This window comes from Amycolatopsis alkalitolerans (assembly GCF_006152065.1).
Classification (GTDB): Bacteria; Actinomycetota; Actinomycetes; order Mycobacteriales; family Pseudonocardiaceae; genus Amycolatopsis_E; species Amycolatopsis_E alkalitolerans.
Genome location: NZ_VDFW01000045.1, coordinates 1 through 24,122 on the forward strand (window position 1 = coordinate 1; position 24,122 = coordinate 24,122).

The 24,122-nt window shown below is 72.0% G+C and carries 24 protein-coding genes; 18 read left to right on the forward strand and 6 right to left on the reverse strand.

The features are described 5' to 3' along the window. The 4 genes from FG385_RS31225 to FG385_RS31240 form a co-directional block, all read right to left on the reverse strand. On the reverse strand, positions 1-1,006 hold a 1,006-nt coding region (locus FG385_RS31225; protein ID WP_139100403.1), incomplete at its 3' end, for a PPE domain-containing protein. Next, complete coding sequence (locus FG385_RS31230) at positions 1,003-1,545, reverse strand: hypothetical protein (RefSeq protein WP_235022907.1); 543 nt, start codon at positions 1,543-1,545, stop codon at positions 1,003-1,005. The genes FG385_RS31230 and FG385_RS31225, both read right to left, overlap by 4 nt. 102 nt (positions 1,546-1,647) lie before the next feature. After that, positions 1,648-2,046 carry a hypothetical protein gene (locus FG385_RS31235; protein ID WP_139100405.1) on the reverse strand — a complete coding sequence of 133 codons (399 nt, stop codon included), beginning with the start codon at positions 2,044-2,046 and terminating at the stop codon, positions 1,648-1,650. Between the two features lie 145 nt (positions 2,047-2,191). Next, complete coding sequence (locus FG385_RS31240) at positions 2,192-2,812, reverse strand: YHS domain-containing protein (RefSeq protein WP_139100406.1); 621 nt, start codon at positions 2,810-2,812, stop codon at positions 2,192-2,194. A gap of 186 nt (positions 2,813-2,998) precedes the next feature. Here FG385_RS31240 and FG385_RS31245 point away from each other — a divergent pair, with 186 nt between their 5' ends. Together FG385_RS31245 and FG385_RS31250 are read left to right on the forward strand one after the other, a co-directional pair. Then, positions 2,999-4,135 (forward strand): sensor histidine kinase, encoded by a 1,137-nt coding sequence (locus tag FG385_RS31245; protein ID WP_139100407.1) that lies wholly within the window; start codon positions 2,999-3,001, stop codon positions 4,133-4,135. Then, a complete protein-coding gene (locus FG385_RS31250; protein WP_139100408.1) occupies positions 4,132-4,788 on the forward strand; it encodes a response regulator in 657 nt (218 codons plus the stop codon). The genes FG385_RS31245 and FG385_RS31250 overlap by 4 nt, the downstream gene beginning before the upstream one ends. A gap of 4 nt (positions 4,789-4,792) precedes the next feature. On the opposite strand, the gene FG385_RS31255 is transcribed toward FG385_RS31250, so the two are convergent. Next, positions 4,793-5,293 (reverse strand): MarR family winged helix-turn-helix transcriptional regulator, encoded by a 501-nt coding sequence (locus FG385_RS31255; RefSeq protein WP_139100409.1) that lies wholly within the window; start codon positions 5,291-5,293, stop codon positions 4,793-4,795. A gap of 116 nt (positions 5,294-5,409) precedes the next feature. Between FG385_RS31255 and FG385_RS31260 the strand changes: the two genes are divergently transcribed. The 3 genes from FG385_RS31260 to FG385_RS31270 are packed head-to-tail and all read left to right on the forward strand — an operon-like array spanning position 5,410 to position 8,533. Next, a complete protein-coding gene (locus FG385_RS31260) occupies positions 5,410-7,284 on the forward strand; it encodes a cytochrome c oxidase assembly protein (protein WP_139100410.1) in 1,875 nt (624 codons plus the stop codon). Continuing rightward, the gene (locus FG385_RS31265) at positions 7,281-7,769 is read left to right on the forward strand and encodes a MauE/DoxX family redox-associated membrane protein (RefSeq protein WP_235022908.1); all 489 of its coding nucleotides are present in this window, start codon (positions 7,281-7,283) and stop codon (positions 7,767-7,769) included. The genes FG385_RS31260 and FG385_RS31265 overlap by 4 nt, the downstream gene beginning before the upstream one ends. Continuing rightward, positions 7,766-8,533, forward strand: coding sequence for a DsbA family protein (locus FG385_RS31270; RefSeq protein ID WP_139100412.1), 768 nt, complete (start codon positions 7,766-7,768; stop codon positions 8,531-8,533). Before FG385_RS31265 ends, FG385_RS31270 begins: the two co-directional genes overlap by 4 nt. On the opposite strand, the gene FG385_RS31275 is transcribed toward FG385_RS31270, so the two are convergent. Continuing rightward, the gene (locus tag FG385_RS31275; RefSeq protein WP_139100413.1) at positions 8,534-10,759 is read right to left on the reverse strand and encodes a heavy metal translocating P-type ATPase; all 2,226 of its coding nucleotides are present in this window, start codon (positions 10,757-10,759) and stop codon (positions 8,534-8,536) included. A gap of 66 nt (positions 10,760-10,825) precedes the next feature. Between FG385_RS31275 and FG385_RS31280 the strand changes: the two genes are divergently transcribed. The 13 genes from FG385_RS31280 (at position 10,826) to FG385_RS31340 (ending at position 24,118) form a co-directional block, all read left to right on the forward strand. Continuing rightward, positions 10,826-11,725 carry a cytochrome c oxidase assembly protein gene (locus FG385_RS31280; protein ID WP_139100414.1) on the forward strand — a complete coding sequence of 300 codons (900 nt, stop codon included), beginning with the start codon at positions 10,826-10,828 and terminating at the stop codon, positions 11,723-11,725. A 196-nt stretch (positions 11,726-11,921) separates the two neighbouring features. Beyond that, the gene (locus tag FG385_RS31285; RefSeq protein WP_200834750.1) at positions 11,922-12,155 is read left to right on the forward strand and encodes a hypothetical protein; all 234 of its coding nucleotides are present in this window, start codon (positions 11,922-11,924) and stop codon (positions 12,153-12,155) included. 15 nt (positions 12,156-12,170) lie between these two features. After that, the gene (locus FG385_RS31290) at positions 12,171-12,935 is read left to right on the forward strand and encodes an SDR family NAD(P)-dependent oxidoreductase (RefSeq protein WP_139100415.1); all 765 of its coding nucleotides are present in this window, start codon (positions 12,171-12,173) and stop codon (positions 12,933-12,935) included. Positions 12,936-13,127: 192 nt separating this feature from the next. Beyond that, the gene (locus tag FG385_RS31295) at positions 13,128-14,114 is read left to right on the forward strand and encodes an ABC transporter substrate-binding protein (protein ID WP_139100416.1); all 987 of its coding nucleotides are present in this window, start codon (positions 13,128-13,130) and stop codon (positions 14,112-14,114) included. 13 nt (positions 14,115-14,127) lie between these two features. Continuing rightward, positions 14,128-14,907: an ABC transporter ATP-binding protein gene (locus FG385_RS31300; protein WP_139100417.1), complete on the forward strand. Its 780-nt coding sequence runs from the start codon at positions 14,128-14,130 to the stop codon at positions 14,905-14,907. A 20-nt stretch (positions 14,908-14,927) separates the two neighbouring features. Next, positions 14,928-15,653: an ABC transporter permease gene (locus tag FG385_RS31305; RefSeq protein WP_139100418.1), complete on the forward strand. Its 726-nt coding sequence runs from the start codon at positions 14,928-14,930 to the stop codon at positions 15,651-15,653. A 1-nt stretch (position 15,654) separates the two neighbouring features. Continuing rightward, positions 15,655-16,425, forward strand: a complete 771-nt coding sequence (locus tag FG385_RS31310) for an ABC transporter permease (protein WP_139100419.1) — start codon at positions 15,655-15,657, stop codon at positions 16,423-16,425. Positions 16,426-16,441: 16 nt separating this feature from the next. Next, positions 16,442-18,502, forward strand: coding sequence for a hydantoinase/oxoprolinase family protein (locus FG385_RS31315; RefSeq protein ID WP_139100420.1), 2,061 nt, complete (start codon positions 16,442-16,444; stop codon positions 18,500-18,502). After that, the gene (locus tag FG385_RS31320) at positions 18,499-20,238 is read left to right on the forward strand and encodes a hydantoinase B/oxoprolinase family protein (RefSeq protein WP_139100421.1); all 1,740 of its coding nucleotides are present in this window, start codon (positions 18,499-18,501) and stop codon (positions 20,236-20,238) included. The genes FG385_RS31315 and FG385_RS31320 overlap by 4 nt, the downstream gene beginning before the upstream one ends. Beyond that, positions 20,222-21,517, forward strand: a complete 1,296-nt coding sequence (locus FG385_RS31325) for an MmgE/PrpD family protein (protein WP_139100422.1) — start codon at positions 20,222-20,224, stop codon at positions 21,515-21,517. Before FG385_RS31320 ends, FG385_RS31325 begins: the two co-directional genes overlap by 17 nt. Next, positions 21,517-22,344: a PaaX family transcriptional regulator C-terminal domain-containing protein gene (locus FG385_RS31330; protein WP_139100423.1), complete on the forward strand. Its 828-nt coding sequence runs from the start codon at positions 21,517-21,519 to the stop codon at positions 22,342-22,344. Before FG385_RS31325 ends, FG385_RS31330 begins: the two co-directional genes overlap by 1 nt. Positions 22,345-22,360: 16 nt before the next feature. Continuing rightward, positions 22,361-23,341: an amidohydrolase family protein gene (locus FG385_RS31335; RefSeq protein ID WP_139100424.1), complete on the forward strand. Its 981-nt coding sequence runs from the start codon at positions 22,361-22,363 to the stop codon at positions 23,339-23,341. Between the two features lie 330 nt (positions 23,342-23,671). Then, positions 23,672-24,118, forward strand: coding sequence for a nitroreductase family deazaflavin-dependent oxidoreductase (locus tag FG385_RS31340; protein WP_139100425.1), 447 nt, complete (start codon positions 23,672-23,674; stop codon positions 24,116-24,118). Positions 24,119-24,122 lie beyond the last annotated feature (4 nt).

The window sequence follows — 24,122 nt, forward strand, 5'->3', positions numbered from 1 at the left end:
CCGCACCGCCCAGCGCGCCTGGGAAGACCCCGCCGGCGCCGCCCGCGCCACGCGTTGCCGCCGCGCCCGCGGCAGCCGCGGCGGCCCGCCCGGCACCAGCCGCGCCGGCCTCGCTGGCGGACATGCCACCACCGGTCAGGGCCCTGCCGTCGCCGGGGGTGAGGCCGCCGCCGGAGAGTGACCCTCCTCCCGGGACTGAACCGGCGCCGCCCAAGCCCGGCGGGGCACCACCGGCGGCCGAAGCCGCGACGGTGCCGTCGGTGCCCGGGTCACCGGTCGGCGACCCCGGTGCCGGATCGCCGCCGCCCTGGCCGGTCGTCACCGCGGGCGCCTCGCCGAAGGTCGGCAGCTTCTCGTGCACGCCCTTGCTCGTGGCCTCGTACTGATCCATCACCCGCACGGCCTCGGCCTTGGCGCGGGTCGCCTCGCGCTTGCTCGGCAGGTGGTCGTCAAGCAGCTGGTCGGCCAGGATCGCGCCGCTCGGGCCGCTGCTCGCCTGCACGTCGTAGCCCTCGCGGAAATGGCGCACGTCCGAGTAGTACACCGGTTCCGGCATGCGGTTGCGCGCCTCGATCAGCGCGCTGGTGTAGGTGTCGAGACCGTCGCCGATCTCGCGCATGGTCCCGCTGGCACCGGCCCCCCACGCGGTGAGCTTCGACGCCGAGTCGGCGGCGCTCACCGCCGAACCGCCGCGCCACGACAGCAGCAGCTTCTGGACCGTCTTGTGCACGTCCGCCGTCGCGGAGTCCACGTCGACCGCGAGCTTCGCCCAGCGGTGCGCCGCCGTCCCCATCGCGGAGGGATCCGAGGACTGGACCATGTCCCACAGCTGCTGGTGGTCGTAGGCCTGCCAGTTGATCTTGCCGAAGGTCGACTCGCGCTGGTTGACCTTCTGGATCTGCCGGAGCCGGCGGATCCGCCTGCGCTGCCCGGCCGACAGCGGATGATCCTGCGTGTAGTACCGGTGCTTGCGGTGGGTGTTGTAGGGCAGGTTCTTCTCGCTCATCGGCCCGTTCCCCCGGATTCGGTGTCCTTGTGGATCGCCGCCATGGCGTCGCGGGCCTGCTCCTCCTGCTGCTCGTGACCGGCCCCGGCGCGCCTGATCGCGTCACGCAACGACGCCAGCTCGTCGAGGTACTCGCGCAGCGTCGCCTGCACTCCCGTCTGGTCCGAACCGCGCACGCCGAACGCCTTGCGCAGATGCGCCGCCACCGGACCGCCACCGTCCCGCAGCGGTGCCCCCAGCTCCTTGGCCTGGGTCAGCAGCTCGGACAGCTCGTCGTAACGCTTGCCCAGCTGCGCATCGGCCGCGGCGATCTCCGCGGGGTCCAGTTCGATCCGGCCACCGTCGCCGACCAGTCGCGCCGAGCCTGCCCCGCTGGGGGCGTCGACGCTCTCGGCGCGCTGCACGTGGTGCGGCGTTTTGGGCTCTTTGCCCACTTTGTGGAGATAGTTCCTGACGTCTTCCTTGTCCTGCAGCCGGCGCGGATCCACCCAGTCCACCTCCCCGTTCAGCGCTGCCCGGGCGCCCGACAAGTATGGCAACAACCATCCTGTCCGGCAGCCGTTTCGCCGAACTCGTGCACGCTCGGCGTTAGGACGGAGCGTGCACGCGCGAGGTTCCCGGCGGCACCCGGGCCCCCTGCCTCACAGCACGAGGACCGCGAACACGTTCGACGCGGCGGAGGCGTACAGGGTGGTTTCCGGGTGGTAGACGCGCAAGGTGAACTGCGCGGACACCGCGAAGCTGAGATCCAGGGTGAACCCGCCGTCCGGCCGGCACCGGCCGGTCGTCAGGTCCACCCACGCCCCGGCCTGGAGGCTCTGCACGACGACCGGTTCGGCGCCGCCGCCGGATCGGGCGGCCACGTCCAGCGTGCCGCGGACCTTGAGCTTCTGCCCGACCTTGACCTGCTGCTGGGCGGCGTTCGCGTGCAGGGTGACCTTGGTCTTGGGCGCGGCGGCAGCGGCCGGGGCCGCCACGAGCAGCGCACAGCACACGGCCAGCAAGGCGATCACGACGCGGCGAGCGATTGACCTGTCCATAGAAGCAGTGGAGCACCAGTCAGCGAGGAAAGATCCGGAATCTCCCCGAATGGGGCGCGCTGACCACCTGTCCTGGTGACCCGGTCACGTCGGCGTCGTTGGTCCCCAGGCCCTGGCGACCAGGAGGTGACGGCCCCGGGCACGTTCAGGCGAGCGCGTGGTCTTCGGCGAACACCTCGTGACATCCCTTGCTGCAGAAGGCATAGCGCGTGCCCTCGTGCTCGACGGTCGCGGCGGCGTGCTTGAACGGGACGGTCATCCCGCAGACCGGGTCGAGCCCGGTGCCTGGCGGGAGCCCCTCCGCCGATCGTGGGGCGTCGCGGTGCGGTTTCGTGATCATCCGGAGCAGGTCCGCGGAGCTCAGCGGCCGGCCCATCGCCCCGGCTCCCCCTTCGCGCAGGCCGAGCACGTGAATCCAGCACACCGGTTCGTCGTACAACCGGGACGGCTGCGCGTCGATGTCGGCGAACACCTGGGTGAACGCCTTCACCAGGTGTGGAGCCATCTCCTCGCGCCAGCTTTCCGGCACGGTGACGCGGACCAGGTAAGGCGGTGCGGCACCGGGTTCCCGGGAGCGCCCGGCGACGTACCAGTCGTCCGTCTCGTGAAACAGCACGTGGCACAGTGACCGCCCGGCGACGATGACGGCTTCGGGCGCGTCACTGTCGCCGGCCTGCATCACGTCGGTGACCAGCCGCTCGCCCAGTATCCGGCGCTGGCCGGCGCTCAACGCGCCCGGTGGGTAGCACACCTCGACGAACATCATGGGTTTGACTCCCCTCGTGGATTCCGCCTGTGGCCCCGATCCTCACCCGCCGCGGGCCGTCTTCGCGTCGGATGGGGGAAGGCAATCCGCGCGATACTCGGGAAGCAGCGCCGGGCGCGCGCTACTCCCCTGGTAGTACGTCCGTGGGAGAACGCGGTGGTGCCGCGATCGGGCTATCGTTCGCCCATGACCGCGGACCGGGGATGGGCGCTCGCGCGCGATGTCGCGCTCGCCGCCGCCGTGGCCGCCCTCGCCGTGACGGACGCGGCGCTGAGCGCCCACCGGCTCGCCGCCCTCGACTACGCCCTGCTGCTCGCGGGCACGCTGGTCATCGCCGTCCGGCGGCGCGCGCCGCGGACGGTGCTGGTGATCAGCCTGGTGCTCATTCTCGCCTACACCGCGCGCGTCGGGCCGGGCCCGATCGCCACGGTGCCCGTGCTCATCGCGATCTACACGGTCACCGCCGCGGGGCACCGGATCCTGGCCGCGTCGGTGACGGTGCCGCTGATCGTCATCGCGGTGGCGTCCAACCTCGCGAAAACGCCCGGCGACCCCGCCGGGCAGGCGATCCAGGCCGCCATCCTGCCCGTCGGGTGGTTCGTCGCCTCCTTCGTGCTCGGCGAGGTCAGCCGCCACCGCCGCGCGTTCGTCGCGGAAGCACAGGAGCGGGCGCGCGACGCCGAACGCACACGTGAGGCGGTCGCGCTGCGCCGCGCCGACGAAGAGCGGCTGCGGATCGCCCGGGAACTCCACGATTCGCTCACCCATACCATTTCGGTGATCAAGGTCCAGGCCGGCGTCGCCGTGCACCTCGCCCGCAAACGCGGCGAGGAGGTGCCCGAAGCTCTGGTGGCCGTGGAAGACGCGAGCCAGGAGGCGATGCGGGAACTGCGCGCGACGCTGGAAGTGCTGCGTGGCCCCGGCGAGGACGGCGGTTACGGGCTCGATCGCCTGCCTGCGCTCATCGAGCGGGCCGCCACCGCGGGCCCGCCGGCGACGATGACGGTCGAGGGGCAGCGCGGCTCGGTACCGCCGGCCGTGGACCGCGCCGCGTACCGGATCGTGCAGGAGGCGCTCACCAACGTCGCCAAGCACGCCAACGCGACCGCGGCCCGGGTCACGATCGGCTACACGCCCGGCATGGTCGCGATCCGTGTGGAGGACGACGGCACGGCGGCGGCCGGCGACGGGATCGTGCCGGGCATGGGGCTGGCCGGGATGCGGGAACGCGTGACGGCGCTCGGCGGGTGCCTCAACGCGGCCCCGCGTCCCGGCGGCGGCTTCAGCGTGACCGCGGAACTGCCGCTGGAGGGCGCGCGGTGATCCGGGTGCTGCTCGTCGACGACCAGGCGCTCATCCGCGGCGGGTTCCGCGCGCTGCTCGATGCCGAGGACGACATCGAGATCGTCGGTGAGGCCGCGGACGGCGCGGCCGGGGCCGCACTGGCCGCCCGGCACCGACCGGACGTGGCCCTGATCGACATCCAGATGCCTGCCGTGGACGGGATCGAAGCCACCAGGCGGATCGCCGCGGACCCCGGGCTGGCCGGTGTGCACGTGGTGATCCTGACGAACTACGGGCTCGACGAGTACGTGTTCGACGCGTTACGCGCCGGGGCGAGCGGATTCCTGGTGAAGGACATCGAACCCGCCGACCTCATCGCCGCGGTGCGTGTCGCGGCGCGCGGCGAAGCGTTGCTGTCCCCCTCGATCACGCGAAAGCTCATCAGCGCCTTCGTCGCGCGCCCGCCGCGGATGCCGCAGGCACCCGACGATCTGACACCACGGGAACGCGAGGTCGTCACCCTGGTCGCGCGCGGGTTGTCCAACGACGGTATCGCCGAGCACATGGTGATCAGCCCGACCACGGCGAAGACCCACGTGAGCCGCGCGATGCGGAAGCTCGGCGCGCGGGACCGGGCGCAACTGGTCGTCCACGCCTACGAAACCGGGCTGGTCGAGCCGGGACAACCCTGACCGCCTACAGCCACAGGAGCCCGTCGCCATGTTCGGCGATGCCCGGTTCGTCGCCCGCCTCCGCGAAGGCGGCCAGCGCTCCGACCAGGTCGCGGCGCACGGCGACCGGCATCCGGCTGACGATGCGGGAGATCTCGCGCCGGCGCCGTTGGGTGACTTCACGCACGACTGCGGCCCCCGTCGCGGTCAGCGACACGACGAGCTCGCGGCGGGACGCCGGATTCGCCTCGCGGCTGACGAGGTCGGCGGCGACGAGCCGGTCGACCATCCTGGTCGCGGTCGAGGGGTTCACCGCGAGCGAGTCGGCCAGCACGGTGAGCTTCACCGGTCCGCGGCTGCTCAGGACGACGAGCAGCCGGAACTGCGGGATCGTGATGGACTCGTCGACGGCCGCGATCGAGCGCGCGGACACCGCCACGAGCAGGCGGGAAGCGGTGAGCACGGCGTCAGTGACGGCGTCGACGTCATCGGTTGCCGTGGGTGCGGCGCTGCGACGCGTGGGCATACCTCTGTTCTACCGCACACCCCTTACGGCGAGCTCAAGCCAACGTCGCATACTGCAAGCATGTCGTGGACGATGCGTGAGAGCCGGACGGTGGCGCCATCCGGCCGGGTAGCGGCATGAGTCCACGCGCCGCGGCGGCCACCGGGCTCGTCCTCGCCTGCGCCGCGCTCGCCGTGCTGTCCGCGTTGGCCGGTGCCGGCCCCTATCACGCCGTCGGCAATGCCGATCCGGGTGCGCTGGTCTCGATCGGCGCGCCCGTCCTGCGCCTGCTCGCCGACGTGGCCGCGGCCCTCACCGTGGGCGCGCTGGTGTTCACCGGGATGTTCACCCGGCCGCAGCAGACCGGGTTGCTGTCCGGGCCGGGGTACGCCGAGCTCCGGATAGCGGGCCGGGCGGCCACCGCGTGGGCCGTCATCGCCGTGCTGCTGGTGCCTTGGTCCGCCGCCGCCACGGCCGGGCTGCCGCTGGGCACCGTCCTCGACCCGGCCGCGCTCGTGGGTTTGATCGGGGCGAGCGAGGAACCCAGGGCGTGGCTGGTGACGGCGGTCGCCGCCGCCGTCGTGGCCGTGGGCTCCCGGCTGGTCCTGCGCTGGCATCCCGCGTTGCTGCTGCTGGGCACGGCGGTGTTCGCGGTGCTGCCCCCGCTGGTGACCGGTCACGGGTCCGGCGACATGGGGCACGACCTGGCGCTGGCGGCGCTCGTGGTGCACGTGCCCGCCGCCGCGATCTGGTTCGGCGGCCTGTTCGCGGTGCTCCGGCGCGGCCGCACGCCCGAACACCTCGCCCGGTACGCGCGCCTGGCGACCGGATGCTGGCTGGTGCTGATCGGGTCGGGGCTGGTCCTCGGCCTCGTCCTCGCGCCGCCTGGCCAATGGCTCTCGGGCTACGGGCTGGTGCTGGCGGTCAAGACCGTGTTCGCGATCGCGCTGGGCGCGGCGGGACTCCGGCTGCGGCGGCGGGCCCGATTCTGGCGCGCCGAACTGCTCACGCTACTCGGGCTCTTCGCGCTGTCGGCCGACCTGACCCACCTGTCCGTTCCCGCCGTACTCGGGCGGGCGGCCACGACGACGCAGGCGATGCTGGGCTACGACCTCGCCGGGCCGCCGACCGTGCTGAGGCTGCTCACCGAATGGCGCATCGACCCGCTGTTCGCGCCGCTGGCGATTCTGCTCGCGCTGGCCTACCTCGCCGGGGTCCGGCGGGTCCGCGGCTACGGGCAGCCGTGGCCGGCGGGCCGGACCGCGGCCTGGCTCGCCGGATGCGCGGTGGTGCTGGTGGCCACCTCGTCCGGGCTCGGGCGCTACGCGGCCGCGATGTTCAGCATGCATATGGCGGCACACATGCTGCTGTCCATGCTCGCGCCCGCGCTGCTGGTGCTGGGCGGGCCGCTGACGCTGGTGCGCACGGCGCGCCCGGTCGGAACCGGCCTGCCCGGCCTCCGCGACTGGCTCGATCTCGTCCGCGACTCGACGCTGGTGCGCGCCCTGACGCATCCCTTCGTCGTGCTCGTGCTGTTCGCCGGTTCGCCGTTCGCGCTCTACTTCACCGGCCTGTTCGACGCCGCGGCCCGCTTCCACTGGGCGCATCTGGCGATCGACGCCTGGTTCCTCGGCGTGGGCTACCTGTTCCTGTGGCCGGTGATCGGGGTCGACGCGGCGCCCCGGCCGCTGCCGAACGCGGCGCGGCTGGGCCTGCTGCTCGCCGCGATGCCCGCCGACATCCTGTTCGGCGCGGTCGTGCTCGGCACGTCGCGGCTGATCGGCAACGGGGTCGCGTCGGCGCAGATGTACTCTGCCCTCGCCCTGCCGTGGGTGCCGGACCTACATGCCGACCAGCGGCTCGCCGGGCTGCTCGCGCTGGTCGTCGGCGAACTGACGCTGCTGGTCGTGCTCGGGGCGCTGATCGGGCGATGGGCGCGCGTCGATGCCGACGACGAACCCGAACTGACCGGGCTGACGCTCACCGCCCGGACCGGGAGAGGACAAGAGTGAACCGACGAATAGCGCTCGACGGCGCCGGTGCGCTGGCGCGGCTCGGGCTGGCGGCGGTGTGGCTGATCTCCGGCGCCATCAAGGTCGCCGATCCCGACCAGTTCTACGGCGCGGTACGCGCCTATCAGCTGTTCGGCGGCAGCGTGTCGAGCGTCCTCGCCGCCGTGATCCCGTTCCTCGAACTGGCGCTGGGCCTGCTGCTCGTGCTCGGCCTCGGCGTCCGGCTGGTCGCGGTCCTGTCCGGGCTGCTGTTGCTGGCCTACATCGCCGGGGTCGCGCAGTCGTGGGCCCGCGGTCTCACGATCGACTGCGGCTGTTTCGGCGGCGGCGGGCAGGTGGCCGCCGGGCAGACCCACTACGGCACCGAGATCCTGCGCGATATCGGCTTCCTCGTGCTCGCGGCGTGGCTCACCTGGCGCCCCCGCACCCCGCTGTCCCTCGACGGCCTGTTCACCAGGCGAACACGATCCCTAGGAGAGGCATGACGAACAACCGCACCCGCAAGCAGGCCAGCCGCGCCGTCGCCGCGGCGCGGGGCACGCGCCGCGGCAACACCCCGATGGCGGTCGGCATCGTCGTGGTCGTGGTGCTCGCGCTGGCCGTGGGCGGCGGCGTCTGGTACCAGAAGCACCGCGCCGCGCAGGCCGCGGAGTCCGTCATCCCCGTCCAGCAGATCGCGGATCCCTCGATCCCGGCCGTGTTCGATCCGGGCACCGGGACGGTGCTGGTCGGCAAGGACACGGCGAAGGTCACCGTGGACGCCTACGAGGACTTCCTGTGCCCGATCTGCGGCGACTTCGAGCGCGCGAACTTCGGCGATCTGGAGCAGCGGCTGTCCGGCGGCGCGATCAAGATCCGCTACCACATGCTCAACCTGCTCGCCGACCGCTCGAACCCGCCCGGCTACTCGACGATCGCGGCGAACACCGCGCTCGCGGTCGCGACCGCCGACCCGAAGGAGTTCCTGGCCTTCCACAAGAGCCTGTTCTGGAAGCAGCCCGAGGAGAACGGCACGGGCTGGACCCAGGACCAGCTGTCGAACCTCGCGCAGCGGCTCGGGGTCACCGGCGACAAGTTCACGTCGCTGGTGAACGGCAGCACCTATGCCGCCAAGATCCAGCAGAACCTGCAGACCGCGGAAAACGACCAGTCGCTGTGGCAGAGCGGCAATTTCGGCACCCCGACGGTGCTGGTGAACGGCAAGCTCGTGAACTGGCAGCAGCCCGGCTGGCTCGACATCGCGGCCTGATCACTCGGGACGGAACCGCCGCAACCGCAGGCTGTTCGACACCACGAACAGCGAGGACAGGGCCATCGCCGCGCCGGCGATCAGCGGATTGAGCACGCCGAGCGCGGCGAGCGGCAGGGCCGCCACGTTGTAGCCGAACGCCCACACGAGGTTGCCCCTGATCGTGCGCAGGGTCGCGCGGGCGAGCCGGATCGCGCACGGCACCACCGAAAGCTCGGTCCGCACCAGGACGAGGTCGGCGGCGCCGAGCGCGACGTCCGTGCCGGTGACCATGGCCAGCCCGAGATCGGCGCGGGCCAGGGCGGGCGCGTCGTTCACGCCGTCCCCGACCATCGCCACCACCCGGCCCTCCGCCTGCAGCTTCTCGATCGCCTCGGCCTTACCGGCGGGCAGGACCTCGGCGGCGACCTCGCCGATGCCCAGTTCCGCCGCGACGGCCTTGGCGGTGGCCCGGTTGTCGCCGGTCAGCATCACCGTGCGCAGGCCGAGCCGGTGCAACTCCGCCACGGCACCCTTCGCGCTCGCCCGCGCGGTGTCGGCGAGGGCGAACCCGCCGGCCACCTCGCCGTCGCGCGCCACGACGACCGCGGTGCGGCCGAGGGTTTCCCAGCGCGACACCGATTCCGCGAGCGGGCCGGGCAGGCGCGCCTCGATCAGCCGGGGGGATCCGACGACGACTTCGTGGCCGCCCACCACACCGCGCGCGCCCAGACCGGGCAGCCCGGCGAAGTCCTCGACCGGGGGAAGCTCACCGAGTTCGCGCCGGGCCAGTTTCGTGATCGCGGCGCCGATGACGTGCTCGGAGGCGTCCTCCACCGCACCCGCCAACCGCAGCAGGGTCTCGCGCGGCACGCCGTCCACCGCGTGCAGATCGACGACGGACACCCTGCCGCTGGTCAGCGTCCCCGTCTTGTCGAACACCACGGTGTCGATGGCGCGCGCGGACTCCAATGCCTGCTGCCCCTTGATGAACACGCCGAGCTGGGCGCCGCGGCCCGAGGCCACCATGAGGGCGGTCGGCGTGGCCAGGCCGAGTGCGCACGGGCAGGCGATGATCAGCACCGCGAGCGCGGCACTGACCGACTCGGTCTCCGTGCCGCCCGCGAGCAGCCATACCACGAGCGTGAGCACGGCAAGGCCCACGACCACCGGGACGAACACCCCCGCGATCCGGTCGGCCAGCCGCTGCACCGCGGCCTTCTCGTGCTGGGCGCGTTGCACCAGCTCCACCAGCCGCGCCAGCTGGGTCTCGGCGCCGACCCTCGAGGCGCGCACGACGATCCGGCCGCCCAGCGCGACCGTGCCGCCCGCGACCTCACCGCCTCGCGCGACCTCGACCGGGATCGACTCGCCGGTCATCGCGCTGGCGTCGATCGAGCACCGGCCGTCCTCGACGACCCCGTCCGTCGCGACCGTCTCGCCCGGGCGCACGACAAACCGGTCGCCGGCGCGAAGCTCGTCGACCGGCACGCGCCGCTCGCTGCCGTCCTCACCCAGCACCGCCACGTCACGGGCACCGAGTTCGGCCAGCGCGCGCAGGGCGTTTCCCGCGCTGCGCTTGGCCTTCGCCTCGAACAGGCGCCCGGCCAGCACGAAGATCGTCACCCCGGCGGCCACGTCGAGATAGATCGATCCGCCCGGCCGCAGCAGGAGCCCCCACACGCTGTCGGCCTCTTCGTGCGCCGACTGCCCGAAGACGGTGTAGAGCGACCAGCAGCTGGCGGCGATGATGCCCAGCGAGACCAGCGTGTCCATACTGCTGCCGCCGTGGCGGGCGTCGGCGATCGCCTTGCGGTGAAAGGGCCACGCGCACCACGTCACCACCGGCAGGGTCAGCGCCAGCAGCACCCACTGCCAGCCGGCGAAGCGCAGGGACGGCACGAGCGCCAGCGTGATCGACAGGTCCGCCAGCGGGGCGCCGGCCAGCAGCGCGACCACGAGGCGCCGCCACAGCGGCCGCACCGGGTCGTCCGCGGTCTCGGCGGGCGCGGCGCGGCGCACCTCCTCGGCGGTGTACCCGGTCTGCTCGACCACCGCGACCAGCCGCTCGACCGGGAGGTTGGTCTGGATGAGGGCCTTCTCGGTGGCGAAGTTCACGCTCGCCGTCACCCCGTCGAGGCGGTTGAGCTTGCGTTCGACGCGTGCCGCGCAGGCCCCGCAGGTCATCCCGCCGACCGCGAGCTCCACGGAGCGCGGTTCGCCGGTCGTGGCCTCGATAGCCGTCATGTCGTGCTCACCATCGTTTTCTCGTCCCGCGACAGACAATAGTTGCCCGGTGCGATACTGAACGCGATGGCTCCCTTCACCTGGCATACCCCGGTCACCTCCTGGGCGATGCCCATCCCGGCCGCGGTCGTGCTCGCCGTGGCGACGCTCGGCTACCTGTGGCTGGCCCACCGCCGGTCGCCGTGGCCGCGCGCGCGGACCGCGTGGTTCCTCGCCGGGATCGTGGTGACCGCGCTCGCGATGGGCGGCGGCGTCAACGCCTACGCCGGTGTGCTGTTCTCGATGCACATGATCCAGCACCTCCTGCTGATCATGGTGGCTCCCGCCTTCTTCGTACTCGCGCAGCCGTTGCGCCTGCTCGGCGCCGACGGCCGTGCGCTGCGCGTGGCGACGCATCCCGCCGCGGCGTTCGTCCTGTACACCGCCGTCGTGGTCGGCACCCACCTCACGCCGTTCCAGCAGAGCGCGGTCACCCAGCACTGGCTGCACGGGCTCGAGGAAGTGCTGTACCTCGTGTCGGGCTACCTGCTGCTGGTGCCCGTGCTCGGCGAGGACGGTGTCCGGCGGCCGCCGTCACATCTGTTGCGGCTCACGATCCTGCTGGCCGGGATGATGGTCGACACCATCGTCGGCCTCACGCTGCTGCTGACCTCGCACAACCCGTTCCCGGCCTACGGCGCGACCGTGCGCGACTGGGGCCCCGGCCTGCTCGACGACCTCCACCAGGGTGGCGCGATCATGTGGGTCGGCGGCGACGTGCTGATGGCCGCGCTCGCGATCGTCGTGATCACCCGCTGGGTCAACTCCCCCGGCGGCGGCAACGATCTCGGCCCCTGGCTCGAGGCCGCGCGCCGGTCCGCGGTCGGCGGCGGTCTCGACAGCGGCGTCGACATCGACGACGACGAAGAGGCTTTGCGCGCCTACAACGCGATGCTGTCCCGGCTCGAGGGGCGCGACCGGACCTGAGCGACGGTCACTGGCTCAGCACGCCGACCGGAGCCGGGAGAGCTCAAGTGTTCGCGATACAATCTCTCGGCTTCGTATTGCGAACATAGGTCGCTGCTTCTCGTGCTCGACTGGTGGACACCGTGGCAGTCGGTCCGTATCTTGAACTGGACGTTCGCAATACGCACGTCCGGTCAGGATACGAGGAGCAACCGTCATGATCGCCGCCGACCTCGGGCTCGCGAAGCCGCCGTTCCTCATCCAGGGGGTCTTCGGGGTGCTCGGCCGGATCGGGGCCGATCACGCCAACCTCACGCATATGGTCGCGATCGCCGACAACGGTGCCGGGCGCCACCAGATGATCCTCGCCGATCTCGGCAAGCAGCTCACGAAGCCCGCCGATGTCCGGCGCATGCCGGCGCTCAAGGGCGCCGAGCACGTCACCCTCTAGCCGAAAGGGAATCCCTTGTCCGACAACGGAACCGGGCTGCTCGCCGGTAAGGCCGTGCTCGTGGTCGGTGCGAGCACCGGTATCGGGGCCGAATCCGCGCGGGTCTTCGCCGAGGAGGGCGCCTCCGTCATGCTCGCGGCGCGCTCGCGGGACAAGCTCGCCGCGCTGACCGACAAGCTCAGCGGCGAGGGGTACGACGTCGCCTGCACGGCCGGTGACGTGAGTGCCGGAGCCGATGTCGCACGGTTCGTCGACGCCACCCTCGACCGGTTCGGCCGCCTGGACGGAGCGTTCAACAACGCGGGCGTCAACCAGCACGGCCGCCTCGACGAGGTGCCGGAGGACGAGTTCGACCGGCTCATGGCGGTCAACGTCAAGGGCACGTGGCTGTGCCTGCGCGAGCAGGTGCGCGCGATGGGCGAGTCCGGCGGGTCGATCGTCAACACGAGCAGTGTGGGCGGGGTACGCGGCAGCAGCGGGCTCGGCGCCTATCAGGCCTCGAAGCATGCGATCATCGGCCTGACCCGGACGGCGGCGCACGATTTCGGGCCGCTGGGCATCCGCGTCAACGTGCTCGCGCCGGGGCCCACCTGGTCGCCGATGCTGCGGAAATGGCAGCAGGACGATCCGGCGGCCGTCGAGCGCCGGATCAACGCCGTCCCGTTGCGCAAGGCCGGGACGCCGGCCGAAGTCGGCAACGCCGCCGCGTGGCTGCTGAGCGATCGCGCGAGCCACCTCAACGGGGTCGTCCTGCCCGTCGACGGCGGTTTCACCGCATAGCGGGCCGAGCTCGAAGCGGGTGTCTACCGGGTTCACGCTCGCGATCAGGTAGCCGGACCGGCCGCCCGCGGCCATATTTATCAGACTCTTGACGCTCGTCACGTTCGAGTGCAACATGGTGGGCACCGCGAGGCGCGCCGAGCAAGGGCCGCCGAACGCCTTGTGAATCCATTGTGGACAGTGAGGTCTGCCATGCGTTTCCGATGTTTCGCGCGATTGTCCGCCCTGGTCCTCGCCGTGCTGGCCGCGCTGCTCGCCACGTCGTGCACGGGCCGGGCCGGCGGCGGCAACACCAGTGACACCATCACGCTCGGGCTGCCAGTCCCCGCGACCACGCTGGCCTCGGTGTACCTGGCCGACGAGCAGAACATGTGGGCCGCCCACGGGCTCACCGTCAAGGTCGTCACGTTCAAGGGCGACGCGGAGCTGGCCAAGGCGGTGCTCTCCGGCGATGTCGATGTGGCGATCGGGTCGCTGGCCGGACCACTCACGGCCGAGGAAGCCGGCCAGGATGCCAAGGTCTTCTACGGCGGCTTCGACATGACCGCGTTCGCCTGGTACGCGCTCCCGAGTATCCACAACGTGGCCGAAGGCAAGGGCAAACGCTGGGGCGTGACCACGCTCGGCTCCTCGACCGATCTGCTCACGCGGTACGCGGTGGCACGGGCGGGCCTCAACCCCGACACCGACATCAAGGTCGTCCAGGGCGGCGCGTCCGCCGCCCGGCTCGCCGCGATGCAGGCGGGGCAGCTGCAGGCGAACATCTTCACCCAGCCGCAGACGAGGTACGCCGAGCGCGCGGGCTATCGCAAGATCCTCGACCTGCGGGACCTCGTGGACAGCTACCCGATGCACGTCGCCTGGGGCAAGTCGTCCTTTGTGGACGCGAACCCGGACCGCGCGAAACGGTTCGTGGACGCCCTGTCCGCCGCGATGACCGCCACCAAGCAGCAGCCGGACGTGGCCGCGCAGGCGATGGCCAAGGCGATCAAGATCTCGGTGGAGGACGCGCGGGCGAGCATGAACGACTGGCTCGACCAGCTCTACCCGGACGGCCGGCTGCCCTCCGCGAAGGCCATGGACGCCTTCTGGGAGATGGGTTTGACGGGCAAGGTCTTCAAGTCGCGGATCCCCGACTCGACGTGGCTCGACAGCCGGTTCCTGCCGGCCGTCAGCTGAGGAAAGGGTGCTCATGGCGCATATCTCGTTCGAGGACCTGCGGATCTCCTACCCCGGCAAGGCGGGCCCGTTCGTCGCGGTCGACGGGTTCACCGCCGACGTCGACGCCGGTGAGTTCGTCACCGTCCTCGGCCCGAGCGGCTGCGGGAAGTCCAGCGTGCTGCTGGCCGCCGACGGGCTCATCCCGGCCTCCGGCGGCGCCATCCGCCTCCACGGCGAGCGGGTCACGAAACCGGGGCCGGACCGCGCGATGGTGTTCCAGGAAGCGTCGCTGCTGCCGTGGCGGACGGTGGTCGACAATGTCGCGTTCGGACTCGAGCTCACCGGCACCGGCAAGGCGGCACGCCTCGCGACCGCGCGCCGGTTCGTCGAGCTGGTCGGGCTTTCCGGCCGCGAGGACAGCCATCCGCACCAGCTCTCCGGCGGGATGCGGCAGCGGGTCGGGATCGCCCGCGCGCTGGCCATGGATCCCGCCGTCCTGCTCATGGACGAACCGTTCGGCGCGCTCGACGCGCAGACCCGGGAGCTGATGGCGGGTGAGCTGCTGCGGATCTGGGACTTCGACCGCAAGACCGTGCTGTTCGTGACGCACGGCATCGACGAGGCGATCTTCCTCGCCGACCGGGTACTCGTCATGGGCGGCAGTCCGAGCCGCATCGTCGAGACCATGACGATCGACCTGCCCCGGCCGCGTGACGCCGCGGTCCGGGCGAGCGAAGCGTTCGGCCGGTACCGGACCCATCTGGCCGGCCTGCTGTTCGGCGCCGCCACGCAGGCCCCGGCGGCGCTGTGAAGGCGCGAGTGCAGGTCGCCGTGGCGAGCGTGTTGATCGTGCTCGCGGCCTGGCAGCTCTCCGGTGCGCTCGGTGTCATCGACGTCCGCTACACGAGCACCCCGTGGTCGATCCTGGTGTCCGGTGTGGACCTGGCCGCGTCCGGCGAGCTGTGGGACAACGCGCGGATCACGCTGCTGGAGTTCGCCGCCGGGTTCGCGCTCGCCGTCCTCACCGGGGTGCCGCTCGGCATGCTGATGGGCTGGCGGACGCGGTTGCGGCAGACGCTGGAGCCCGCGCTCGTGGCGCTGTACGTCACGCCTTCGCTGGCGTTGCTCCCGCTGATCGTGCTCGCACTGGGGATCGGCCCGGCGGCGAAGATCGCGATGGTGTTCATCGAGGCCGTGATCACGATCGTGGTGAACGCCATGGCGGGGATCCGGGAGACCGACGCGAAACTGGTGCGGGCGTCACGATCGTTGTGCGCGACGGATTTCGCGGTGTTCCGCAAGGTGCTGTTCCCGAGCGCGCTGCCGACGATCGTGGCCGGGCTGCGCCTGGGCGCCGGGCGCGGGGTGATCGCGGTGATCGTCGCCGAACTCTACGGCGGCACCCAGGGCATCGGGCTGCAGATCTCCACCTACGGGCAGAGCTTCGCGATCGCCCCGCTGCTGTTCCTGACGCTGCTGGTGGCCGCCTTCGGCTATCTCGTCAGTACGGGCCTGCGGATCGCCCAGCGCCGGCTCTCGTCGTGGCAGGGGGCGTGAGATGACGCGGGAAAGCCGGATCTGGCCGGTCGCGCTCGGCGGCGGGTTCATCGTCGCGATCGCGGTGCTGTGGCAGCTCGCGGCCGCGACCGGGCTGGTCAACCCGTTCCTCACCTCCTCGCCGGAGCTGATCTGGTACGCGCTCGAGGACCAGGCGAGCTCGGGCCTGCTCCTGCGCAGCCTCGGCACCAGCGCGGTCGAACTCGTGCTGGGCTTCGGGCTCGCGGCCGTCGCGGGGGTGGTCGCCGGGCTGCTGATGGGCCGGTACCGGTACGTCGAGTACGCGATCGAACCGTACGTGTGGCTGCTCTACTCCGCACCCGTCGTCGCGATGTTCCCCTTGCTGGTGCTCGTTCTCGGCCTCGGCAGCCCCGCCGTCGTGGCGATCACGTTCCTGATGTCCGTGGTGCCGATCGTGGTGAACTCCGCGCAGGGGGTGCGCAATGTCGACCCGGGACTGGTCCGCACCGCCACATCGTTCGGTGCCGGGGAAACCGCGTTGCTGCGCAAGGTGGTCCTGCCGGCCTCGGTGCCGACGATCATGGCCGGGCTGCGGCTGGGCGCCGGCCGCGCGCTGGTCGGGGTCGTGGTCGGCGAGTTCTTCGCCGGCGACGGCGGGATCGGTTACAACATCAGCTACTTCGCCGGCCACCTCGGCACCACCGACGTGCTCGCCTCGGTGGTCGTGGTGATCGTCGCCGGTGTCGTGCTCAACGTGCTCGCCCGCCGGCTGGAGGCGGTCGCGGACTCGTGGCGCGCGGACCTCGACTGAGCGGGAAAGGACCGAGATGACGCAGATCGCCGCCGATATCGGCGGGACCTTCACGGATCTGACGGCCGTGGACGCCCGCGGTGTGTTCAGCACGGCGAAAACCCTGACCACGCCACACGACCACGCCGAAGGGGTGCTCAACGGGCTCGAAGAACTGGGCGCGGACCTGCCGGGCACCGAACTGTTCCTGCACGGGTCGACGATCGCGATCAACACGGTCCTGCAGCGGGTGGGCGCGCGCACGGCGCTCATCACGACCGAGGGGTTCCGCGACGTCTACGAGATCGGGCGGGGCAACCGCTCGGAACCGTACAACCTGTTCTTCGGCAAACCTGACCCGCTCGTGCGGCGGCGGCTGCGGCGCGAGGTCCGGGAACGGGTGCTGGCCGACGGCTCCCTGCGGACACCGCTGGACGTCGACGGCGCGAAGGCACTGATCGAAGACCTGCGCGCGACCGGTGTCGAATCGGTCGCCGTGTGCCTGCTGCACTCCTATGCCAATCCGGAGCACGAACTGCGGCTCGGCCTGCTGCTCGAACAGCTGTGGCCCGAGGCGTACGTGACGCTGTCGCACCAGATCATGCGCGAGTACCGCGAGTACGAGCGCACCTCGACCACCGTCCTCAACGCCTACGTCGGACCGGTGGTCTCGCGTTACCTCGACTCGCTCGCCGGCCGGCTCGCCGCCCGCGGGTTCCGCGGCCGGCTGCTGATCATGCAGTCCAACGGCGGCATCATGTCGGTCGAATCCGCCCGGCGCGCCCCCGTCCGGATGATGGAGTCCGGGCCGGTCGCCGGGGTCATCGGGGCCGCGGCGCTGGCCGGGCGGCTGGGGCTGTCCCGGCTCATCCCGTTCGACATGGGCGGGACGACCGCGAAGACGAGCCTGGTCAAGGACGGCGAGGTCGACGTCAGCCCGGGCTACTTCATCGGCGGGTACGCGACCGGGCATCCGATGTCGCTGCCCGTGGTGAACATCGTCGAGGTGGGTTCCGGCGGGGGCAGTATCGCGTGGGTCGACGCGGCCGGGGCGCTCAAGGTCGGCCCGCGCAGCGCCGGTGCCGCACCCGGCCCGGCCTGCTACGGCCTCGGCGGCGACCGCCCCACGGTGACCGACGCCAACCTGGTGCTCGGCAGGCTCGGCGCCGCCCGGTTCCTGGGCGGGCAGATGGCACTCGACGCCGCGGCGGCCGAGGCCGCGATCCGCACCCACGTCGCCGGACCGCTGGGACTGGACGTGCTCGCCGCCGCGCGCGGCATCGTCACCATCGCCGACGCCCAGATGTCCCTGGCGGTGCGGGCCGTGTCGGTGGAGAAGGGCGAGGACCCGCGCGAGTTCGCGCTCGTGGCGACCGGCGGCGCCGGGCCGCTGCACGCCGTGTCGATCGCGCGCGAGCTCAACATCGGCACCGTCGTCGTCCCGGTGCTGCCCGGCCAGTTCTCCGCGAAGGGCATGTTGTCCTCGCCGGTGCGGCACGATCTGACCCGCACCAGGCTCGCCGCGTTCGAACCATCCACAGTGGACGACTACGCGGTGACCGTCAAGGCACTCGCCGCCGAAGCGACGGCCCGGCTGCGCGCCGACGCCGGCGAGCCGGACGAACCTCCCACGCTGCACCACTTTCTGGAGCTGCGTTACCGCGGGCAGGAGTTCACGATCTCCGTCCCGGTACCTGACGAAGGGCTGTCGACGGCGACCTACGCGGCGGTGCGGGCCGGCTTCGACGCGCTGCACGAACGGCTCTACGGCCATCAGGCACCGGATGAGGCCGTCGAGGCGATCGGCGTTCGCACGGTGATCTCGATGCCGCTCGCGCGGATCACCGAGCAGGCACCGGATCGGGCCACCGCCGGCCCCCTCGAACCGACCGGGACCCGCGCCGTGGTGCTGCACGGCGGTGGCCCCGATCCGGTGCCGGTCCCGGTCTACAACCGCGAGGATCTCGCGCCGGGGCACCGCATCGACGGGCCCGCGGTCGTGCAGGAGGCCACCTCGTCGGTGGTCTGCTACGCCGGTGACGTGCTCACCGTCGCCGAAGACGCCTCGCTGGTCATCACGGTAGGGAGCGCGTCATGAGCCCGGACCCGATCACGCTCGAGGTCGTGCGCTGCGCCCTCGTCGCGTACTGCGACGAGATGGCGGCCGCGCTGCGCCGCACCGCGTACAACCCGATGATCTTCGAGGTGCAGGACTACTGCGTCGGCCTGGTGGACACCGCCGGCGAGCTGATCGCGCAGAACCTGGGCGGTCTGCCGATCTTCCTGGCCGATCTCGGGGTGTCGGTGGCCGACGGGATCGAGCGGCACGGGCTCGACGGGTTCGAACCGGGCGACGCGATCGTGATGAACTACCCGTACGTGGCCGGGCAGCATCTGAACAACGTGGTGGTCTACACCCCCGTCTTCGTGGACGGGCGCGTGGTCGCGTTCCCGGCGGTGCGGGCGCACTGGGTGGACATCGGCGGCGCGCGGATCGGGTTCGGCTCCACGGCCACCACCGACATCTACGCCGAGGGCCTGCAACTGCGGTCGATCAAGGTCCTCAAGGCGGGCCGGTGGGACGCCGACGTGATGCGGATCCTGGAGGACAACATCCGGATGCCGGAGTCCTCGCTGGGTGATCTGCGGGCGGCGATCGCGGCCTGCCGGCTCGGCGAGCGGCGGATGGCCGAACTCGCCGCACGCTACGGGCTCGACACGGTGCTGGCCTGTGTCGCGCAGATGCGCGAGCAGTCCGAGCGGCTGTCCCGGGACGCGGTGTCCCGGATGGCCGACGGCGAGTACTTCGCCTCGTCGTGGATGGACAACGACGGGCAGGACCTGGACCGGCCGGTCCGGCTGGACATCCGGGTCGAGGTGGCCGGCGAGGAGCTGACCATCGACTTCTCCGGGATCGCCGAACAGGTGCGGGGTCCGCTGAACTCGGGCAGATCCGGTGGCGTCGCGGCCGCGCGGGTCGCGTTCAAGGCGCTGACCCTGCCGTCGCATCCGGTCGACGAGGGTTCGTTCCGGAACCTGCACGTGATCCTGCCCGAGGGCAAGCTGCTCAACGCGCGGCCCCCGGCGGCGCTCGGGCAGTGGAGCATCTCGCTGCCGACGGTGGTGGACACGATCGTCAAGGCGCTCGCGCCCGCGCTGCCGGAGCAGGTGCCCGCCGGGCACAAGGGTGATATGGCGGGGTTCACCTTCTACGGGGTGGACGAGCGCACCGGTTCGCGGTTCGTGTGCCTGAACATCAACGGCGGCGGGTGGGGCGGGCGGCCCGGCGGCGACGGCCCCAGCGCGTGCGTGTCGGTATGCCAGGGCGACGTGCGCAACATCCCGATCGAAATCCAGGAGTCGCGCTACCCCCTGGTGTTCACCCGGCACGAACTGCGCGCCGACAGCGGAGGCGCCGGGCGGCATCGCGGCGGCCTCGGGCTGGAGATCGAGGCACTCCCCCAGCAGGCCATGTTCACCAACATCGCCAACGAGCGCACCACCTGCCCGCCGTGGGGCCTGCACGGCGGGCAGCCGGGGGCCACCAACGACACCGTCGTCGTGCAACCCGGCGCGGAACCCGTGCACATCAAGAAACACACCGGGCTGCCGCTCGCGCCCGGTTCGGCGATCACCTTCCGCACCGCGGGCGGCGGGGGCTGGGGCGATCCGTCCACACGCGACCCCGCCGCCGTGGCCGAGGACGTGCTGGACGGGTTCGTCACCCCGCGCGCGGCCCGCGACGAGTACCGCGTGGTCGTGACCGCCGGGGGCGAAGTGGACGCCGAAGCGACCGACCGACTGCGCAAGACGGCCGATGTCCCTGGTCAGTGAGCTCGCCGAACGAGGGCATGCGGTCGCCACCGGGCGCGTGCCCGCCGCCGTGCTCGCCGCGGCCAGGGCGCATCTGACCGACACCGTGGCCGCGGTCGTCGCCGGGTACACCACCTTGCGGGCGCCCGCCGCGCGGCTCGCGGACGCGCGCGGGCTGGCCCCGCCCGCGCGCACCGCGTTCACCGGCGGTGTCTACGCGGGTGCCTGGGAGGTCGCGGGGATCCACCGCGGCGCCGTGCTCTGCCCGGGCTGCGTCGTGCTCCCCGCGATGCTCGCCGCGCTGGAGTTGCGCCCGTCCGCCAGCGGCGAGGAAGTCCTGCGGGCGTATCTCGCCGGGTACGAGGTGGCGCTCGCCGCGGCGCTCTCCGTCGGCGGGGACCGGCTGATCGAACTCGGCTGGTGGCCGACCGCTCTGGTGGCGCCACTGGGCGGCGCGGCGGCCGCGTCGATCCTGCTCGGCAAGCCGGTGCCGGCCATCGCGTCGGCCATCGCGCTGGCCGCGCAGCAGGCGGGCGGTTCGGTCGCGGGCACGACCGCGGACGCCGACGGACGGTACCTGCTGAGCGGGCTCGCCGCCGAGCGCGCCGTCACCGCGGTCCTCACCGCCGGCTCGGGCTGGCGCGGACCGCTGGACGTCCTGGACGATCCACGGTCGCCGCTGCGCCGGCGGCGGAACCCGCCGGAACCGTTCCTGCTGCCCGAAACCAGCCTCAAGGCGCACGCCGGCGCCAAGCACATGCAGGCGGCACTGGACGCGTTGTCCGCTATGGACGACGAGGTGCGGGGGATCCGGTGCGCGCTGCCGGGCCCGCTGGTCCGCGCCGTCGACCGGCCGCCGCCGTTCCGCTCCCCGCTGCACGCGCTGGCCAGCGCGCAGTACATGCTCGCGGTCGCGGCGCTTCGCGGGCGGTGCACGCCCTGGGAGTTCGACGCCGCCTCGCTCACGGACCCGCGGATCACCGGCCTCGCCAGGCGGGTCGAGGTCGTCGCCGACGAGGAGTTGTCGCGCGCGTACCCGGTGAGCTGGGGTGCGCGGCTGGAGATCGCCACGCACTCCGGTACGGTCCGGCTCGAACGTCACCACGCCCGCGGGGATCCCGGGCACGAGCTGAGTACCGGCGAACTGCTGCGCAAGGCGGTCACGCTCGCGGGTCCCGCGCTCGGCGACGAAGCGGCCCGGGGCCTGGCGTCGGCACTGCTCGACACCACCCCGGCGGCGGTGCTCACCGAACAGGTGCTGCCGTTGCTGCGACCGCAACTTGCCCGACAGGAGGCCTGATGCCGGGGGGAAGCCGCCCACCGACACCGCAGATGGTGCTGATGACCATGCTGGGCCGCTACTGTCTCGACGACAATCCGGCCATCGCCACCAACGGTCATCTGTCGGTACTGGCGCGGATCGGGCTGTCGGAGCAGGCCGCCCGGCTCACGCTCGCCCGCATGGTCGAGCGCGGCCTGCTGGAACGGCTGCGCCGGGGACGGCTCGCGTACTACCGGATCACCGAACTGGGGCTCCGGGTGATGCGGAACCAGGAACGGCGCACGTTCGGCGAGTCCGGTGGCCTGCCCGCGGCGGAGGACACCTGGACGATCCTGAGCTTCAGCCTGCCCGAGGCCCAGCGCCGCGAACGGCACCTGCTGCGGCGCAGGCTCGCGTGGGAGGGATTCGGCCTGCTGCGCGACGGCGTGTGGATCGCGCCCGGCGACCACGACCTCACCGAGATGTACGAAGCGCTGCGCGAGATCGGCGTCGACCAGCAGATCGACGCGTTCACCGCGCGGCCGAAGTTCGCCGACGTGCAGGGCATGATCGCGCGGGTCTGGGAGCTCGGCGAGCTGGCCGGGCGGTACCGGCGGTTCCTGCGGGACTGGGATGTCCCCGACCCGGCCGCGGCCGCCACCGACGAGCTGGGCAAGGACCTGCTGCTGATCAGCACGTGGCGGCAGCTCCTGCGGGAAACGCCGCGGCTGCCGGCCGGGCACCTGCCGCCGGACTGGCCGGCGGCGCGCTGCGAGGAGCTGTTCCGGACGCTGCACGAACGCTACGCACCCGCCGCGGCCGCGCTGGTCGCGGAGATCCTGGCGGCCAACCAGGGTGAGCCCTGACCGAGAGGAGTGTCCGATGAGGACGGTCGACACACACTTCCACTGGTTCCCGCGTTCGCATTTCGAAGCCATGGCCGCGCGAGCGGAGTACCCGCGCACCGAACGCGCCGGGGACGGCTACCGCTACTACTACAACGAAGGCCGCGGTTTCCTGCCGTTGCCCGCGGTCTGGTTCGACCTCGACGCCGGGCTCGCCGCGGCCGAGGCGGCGACGGGGCCGGAAACCGCCGTGGTGTGCACGACCGGCGTGCTCAGCGGGCTGCTCGATCAGCTGCCGGCCGGCGACGCGGTGGACATCGCCGCCGCGTACAACGAGGAGATCGCGAAGGCGCAGCGCACCCATCGCGACCGGTTCTTCGGCACGGCCGCGATTCCGCTGCAGGACGGTGCGCAGGCGCTGGCCGTGCTCGAGCACGCGATCGGTGAGCTGGACCTGCGCGCGGTCAACCTGCCGCCGGTCAGCGCGGGCGACGCGATCGACGCCGCGCGGCTCGATCCGTTCTACACCCGCGTGGCCGAACTCGGCGTGCCGCTGATCGTGCATCCGACGGACCTCGTGTTCGGCGAGGCCCTTTCGGACTACGGCGACGCCCTGCAGCGCACGATCGGGCGGCTGTTCGATTCGAGCGTCACCGTACTGCGGCTGATCTTCGCCGGGATCCTCGAACGGCATCCCGGCCTGAAGGTGGTCCAGACCCATGGCGGCGGTTTCCTGCCCTACCAGGCGGGCCGGATCGACAAGAACGCGCGGCAACCGCTGCCGCTCCCGCCGAGCGAGTACCTCAAGCGCACGTTCGTCGACACCGTGACACCCCAGGCGCTGACCGTGCGCACCGCGATGGAGTTCTACGGAGCCGGGCAGGTGCTCTACGGCACCGACTACCCGTGCTGGAGCCCGCGGGCCGCGACCGGCATCCTCGGCGAGGCGCGGTTGAGCGACGCGGAGCGGGACCGCGTGCTGAGCCGGAACGCGCCGGGCGTGTTCGACCTGAGCTGAGGAAGGTCACGGGCTGTCCAAACAGGAGTAGACGGCCTCGGTGAAGGCGGTCGCGTTGGCGGCGCCGACCAGCCCCGGTGCCATCCTGTTCGAGTCTGCGGTCCAGGAGATCGCGCACCGGGGCGAACCGTGGATCGCGGGCGCCCTCGCTCACGACGCCCGCCTCCGGCCCGCTGCCACTGTGACATGTTCGCTGGGCGAACGCCTGACGCTGCGGGACCGGCAGAAGCGCGAGACCCGCCGAGGTGCTCGGCGACATCTGGTCCGCGGCTTTGCTCCCGCCGGAGGATCGCTAGGCTGCCCCTGGAATCACGGACCGAGGGGGCGAGGATGGCGAGGACATACCGGCTGGGGTTCGCCCGGAAGCTGGCCAACGTGGTCGTCGGGGCGCTGCTCGCCCGTGGCGTCCCGGCCGCGGGCAAGACCGGTTTCCTGCTGACCACGAAGGGGCGCAAGAGCGGTCTCGACCGCACGACCCCGGTCAACGTCGTCGAGTTCGGCGGCGCGCGCTGGCTCGTGTCCCCCTACGGCACGGTCGGCTGGGTGCACAACCTGCGCGCCGAACCCGTCGCCCGGCTGCACCGGGGAGCGACCCGCGAGGTGTGGGACGTCGAGGAAGCCGACGGCGCGGCAGCCGCACCCGTACTCCGCCACTACGTCGGCCAGGTGCGGGTGACCGCGCCGTTCTTCGACGCGGCCCCCGGCGCCCCGGTCGAGGAGTTCGCCGCCGAAGCCGCCCGGCATCCGGTGTTCCGGCTGGCGCGACCGCATACCTAGCCGG

Bases quoted from the DNA above. Each gene is read 5' to 3' on its own strand.
- FG385_RS31235 (WP_139100405.1), bottom strand. From the start codon at position 2,046: ATGGACAGGTCAATCGCTCGCCGCGTCGTGATCGCCTTGCTGGCCGTG.
- FG385_RS31240 (WP_139100406.1), bottom strand. From the start codon at position 2,812: ATGATGTTCGTCGAGGTGTGCTACCCACCGGGCGCGTTGAGCGCCGGC.
- FG385_RS31245 (WP_139100407.1), top strand. From the start codon at position 2,999: ATGACCGCGGACCGGGGATGGGCGCTCGCGCGCGATGTCGCGCTCGCC.
- FG385_RS31255 (WP_139100409.1), bottom strand. From the start codon at position 5,293: ATGCCCACGCGTCGCAGCGCCGCACCCACGGCAACCGATGACGTCGAC.
- FG385_RS31260 (WP_139100410.1), top strand. From the start codon at position 5,410: ATGAGTCCACGCGCCGCGGCGGCCACCGGGCTCGTCCTCGCCTGCGCC.
- FG385_RS31270 (WP_139100412.1), top strand. From the start codon at position 7,766: ATGACGAACAACCGCACCCGCAAGCAGGCCAGCCGCGCCGTCGCCGCG.
- FG385_RS31275 (WP_139100413.1), bottom strand. From the start codon at position 10,759: ATGACGGCTATCGAGGCCACGACCGGCGAACCGCGCTCCGTGGAGCTC.
- FG385_RS31280 (WP_139100414.1), top strand. From the start codon at position 10,826: ATGGCTCCCTTCACCTGGCATACCCCGGTCACCTCCTGGGCGATGCCC.
- FG385_RS31285 (WP_200834750.1), top strand. From the start codon at position 11,922: ATGATCGCCGCCGACCTCGGGCTCGCGAAGCCGCCGTTCCTCATCCAG.
- FG385_RS31295 (WP_139100416.1), top strand. From the start codon at position 13,128: ATGCGTTTCCGATGTTTCGCGCGATTGTCCGCCCTGGTCCTCGCCGTG.
- FG385_RS31300 (WP_139100417.1), top strand. From the start codon at position 14,128: ATGGCGCATATCTCGTTCGAGGACCTGCGGATCTCCTACCCCGGCAAG.
- FG385_RS31310 (WP_139100419.1), top strand. From the start codon at position 15,655: ATGACGCGGGAAAGCCGGATCTGGCCGGTCGCGCTCGGCGGCGGGTTC.
- FG385_RS31315 (WP_139100420.1), top strand. From the start codon at position 16,442: ATGACGCAGATCGCCGCCGATATCGGCGGGACCTTCACGGATCTGACG.
- FG385_RS31320 (WP_139100421.1), top strand. From the start codon at position 18,499: ATGAGCCCGGACCCGATCACGCTCGAGGTCGTGCGCTGCGCCCTCGTC.
- FG385_RS31325 (WP_139100422.1), top strand. From the start codon at position 20,222: ATGTCCCTGGTCAGTGAGCTCGCCGAACGAGGGCATGCGGTCGCCACC.
- FG385_RS31330 (WP_139100423.1), top strand. From the start codon at position 21,517: ATGCCGGGGGGAAGCCGCCCACCGACACCGCAGATGGTGCTGATGACC.
- FG385_RS31335 (WP_139100424.1), top strand. From the start codon at position 22,361: ATGAGGACGGTCGACACACACTTCCACTGGTTCCCGCGTTCGCATTTC.
- FG385_RS31340 (WP_139100425.1), top strand. From the start codon at position 23,672: ATGGCGAGGACATACCGGCTGGGGTTCGCCCGGAAGCTGGCCAACGTG.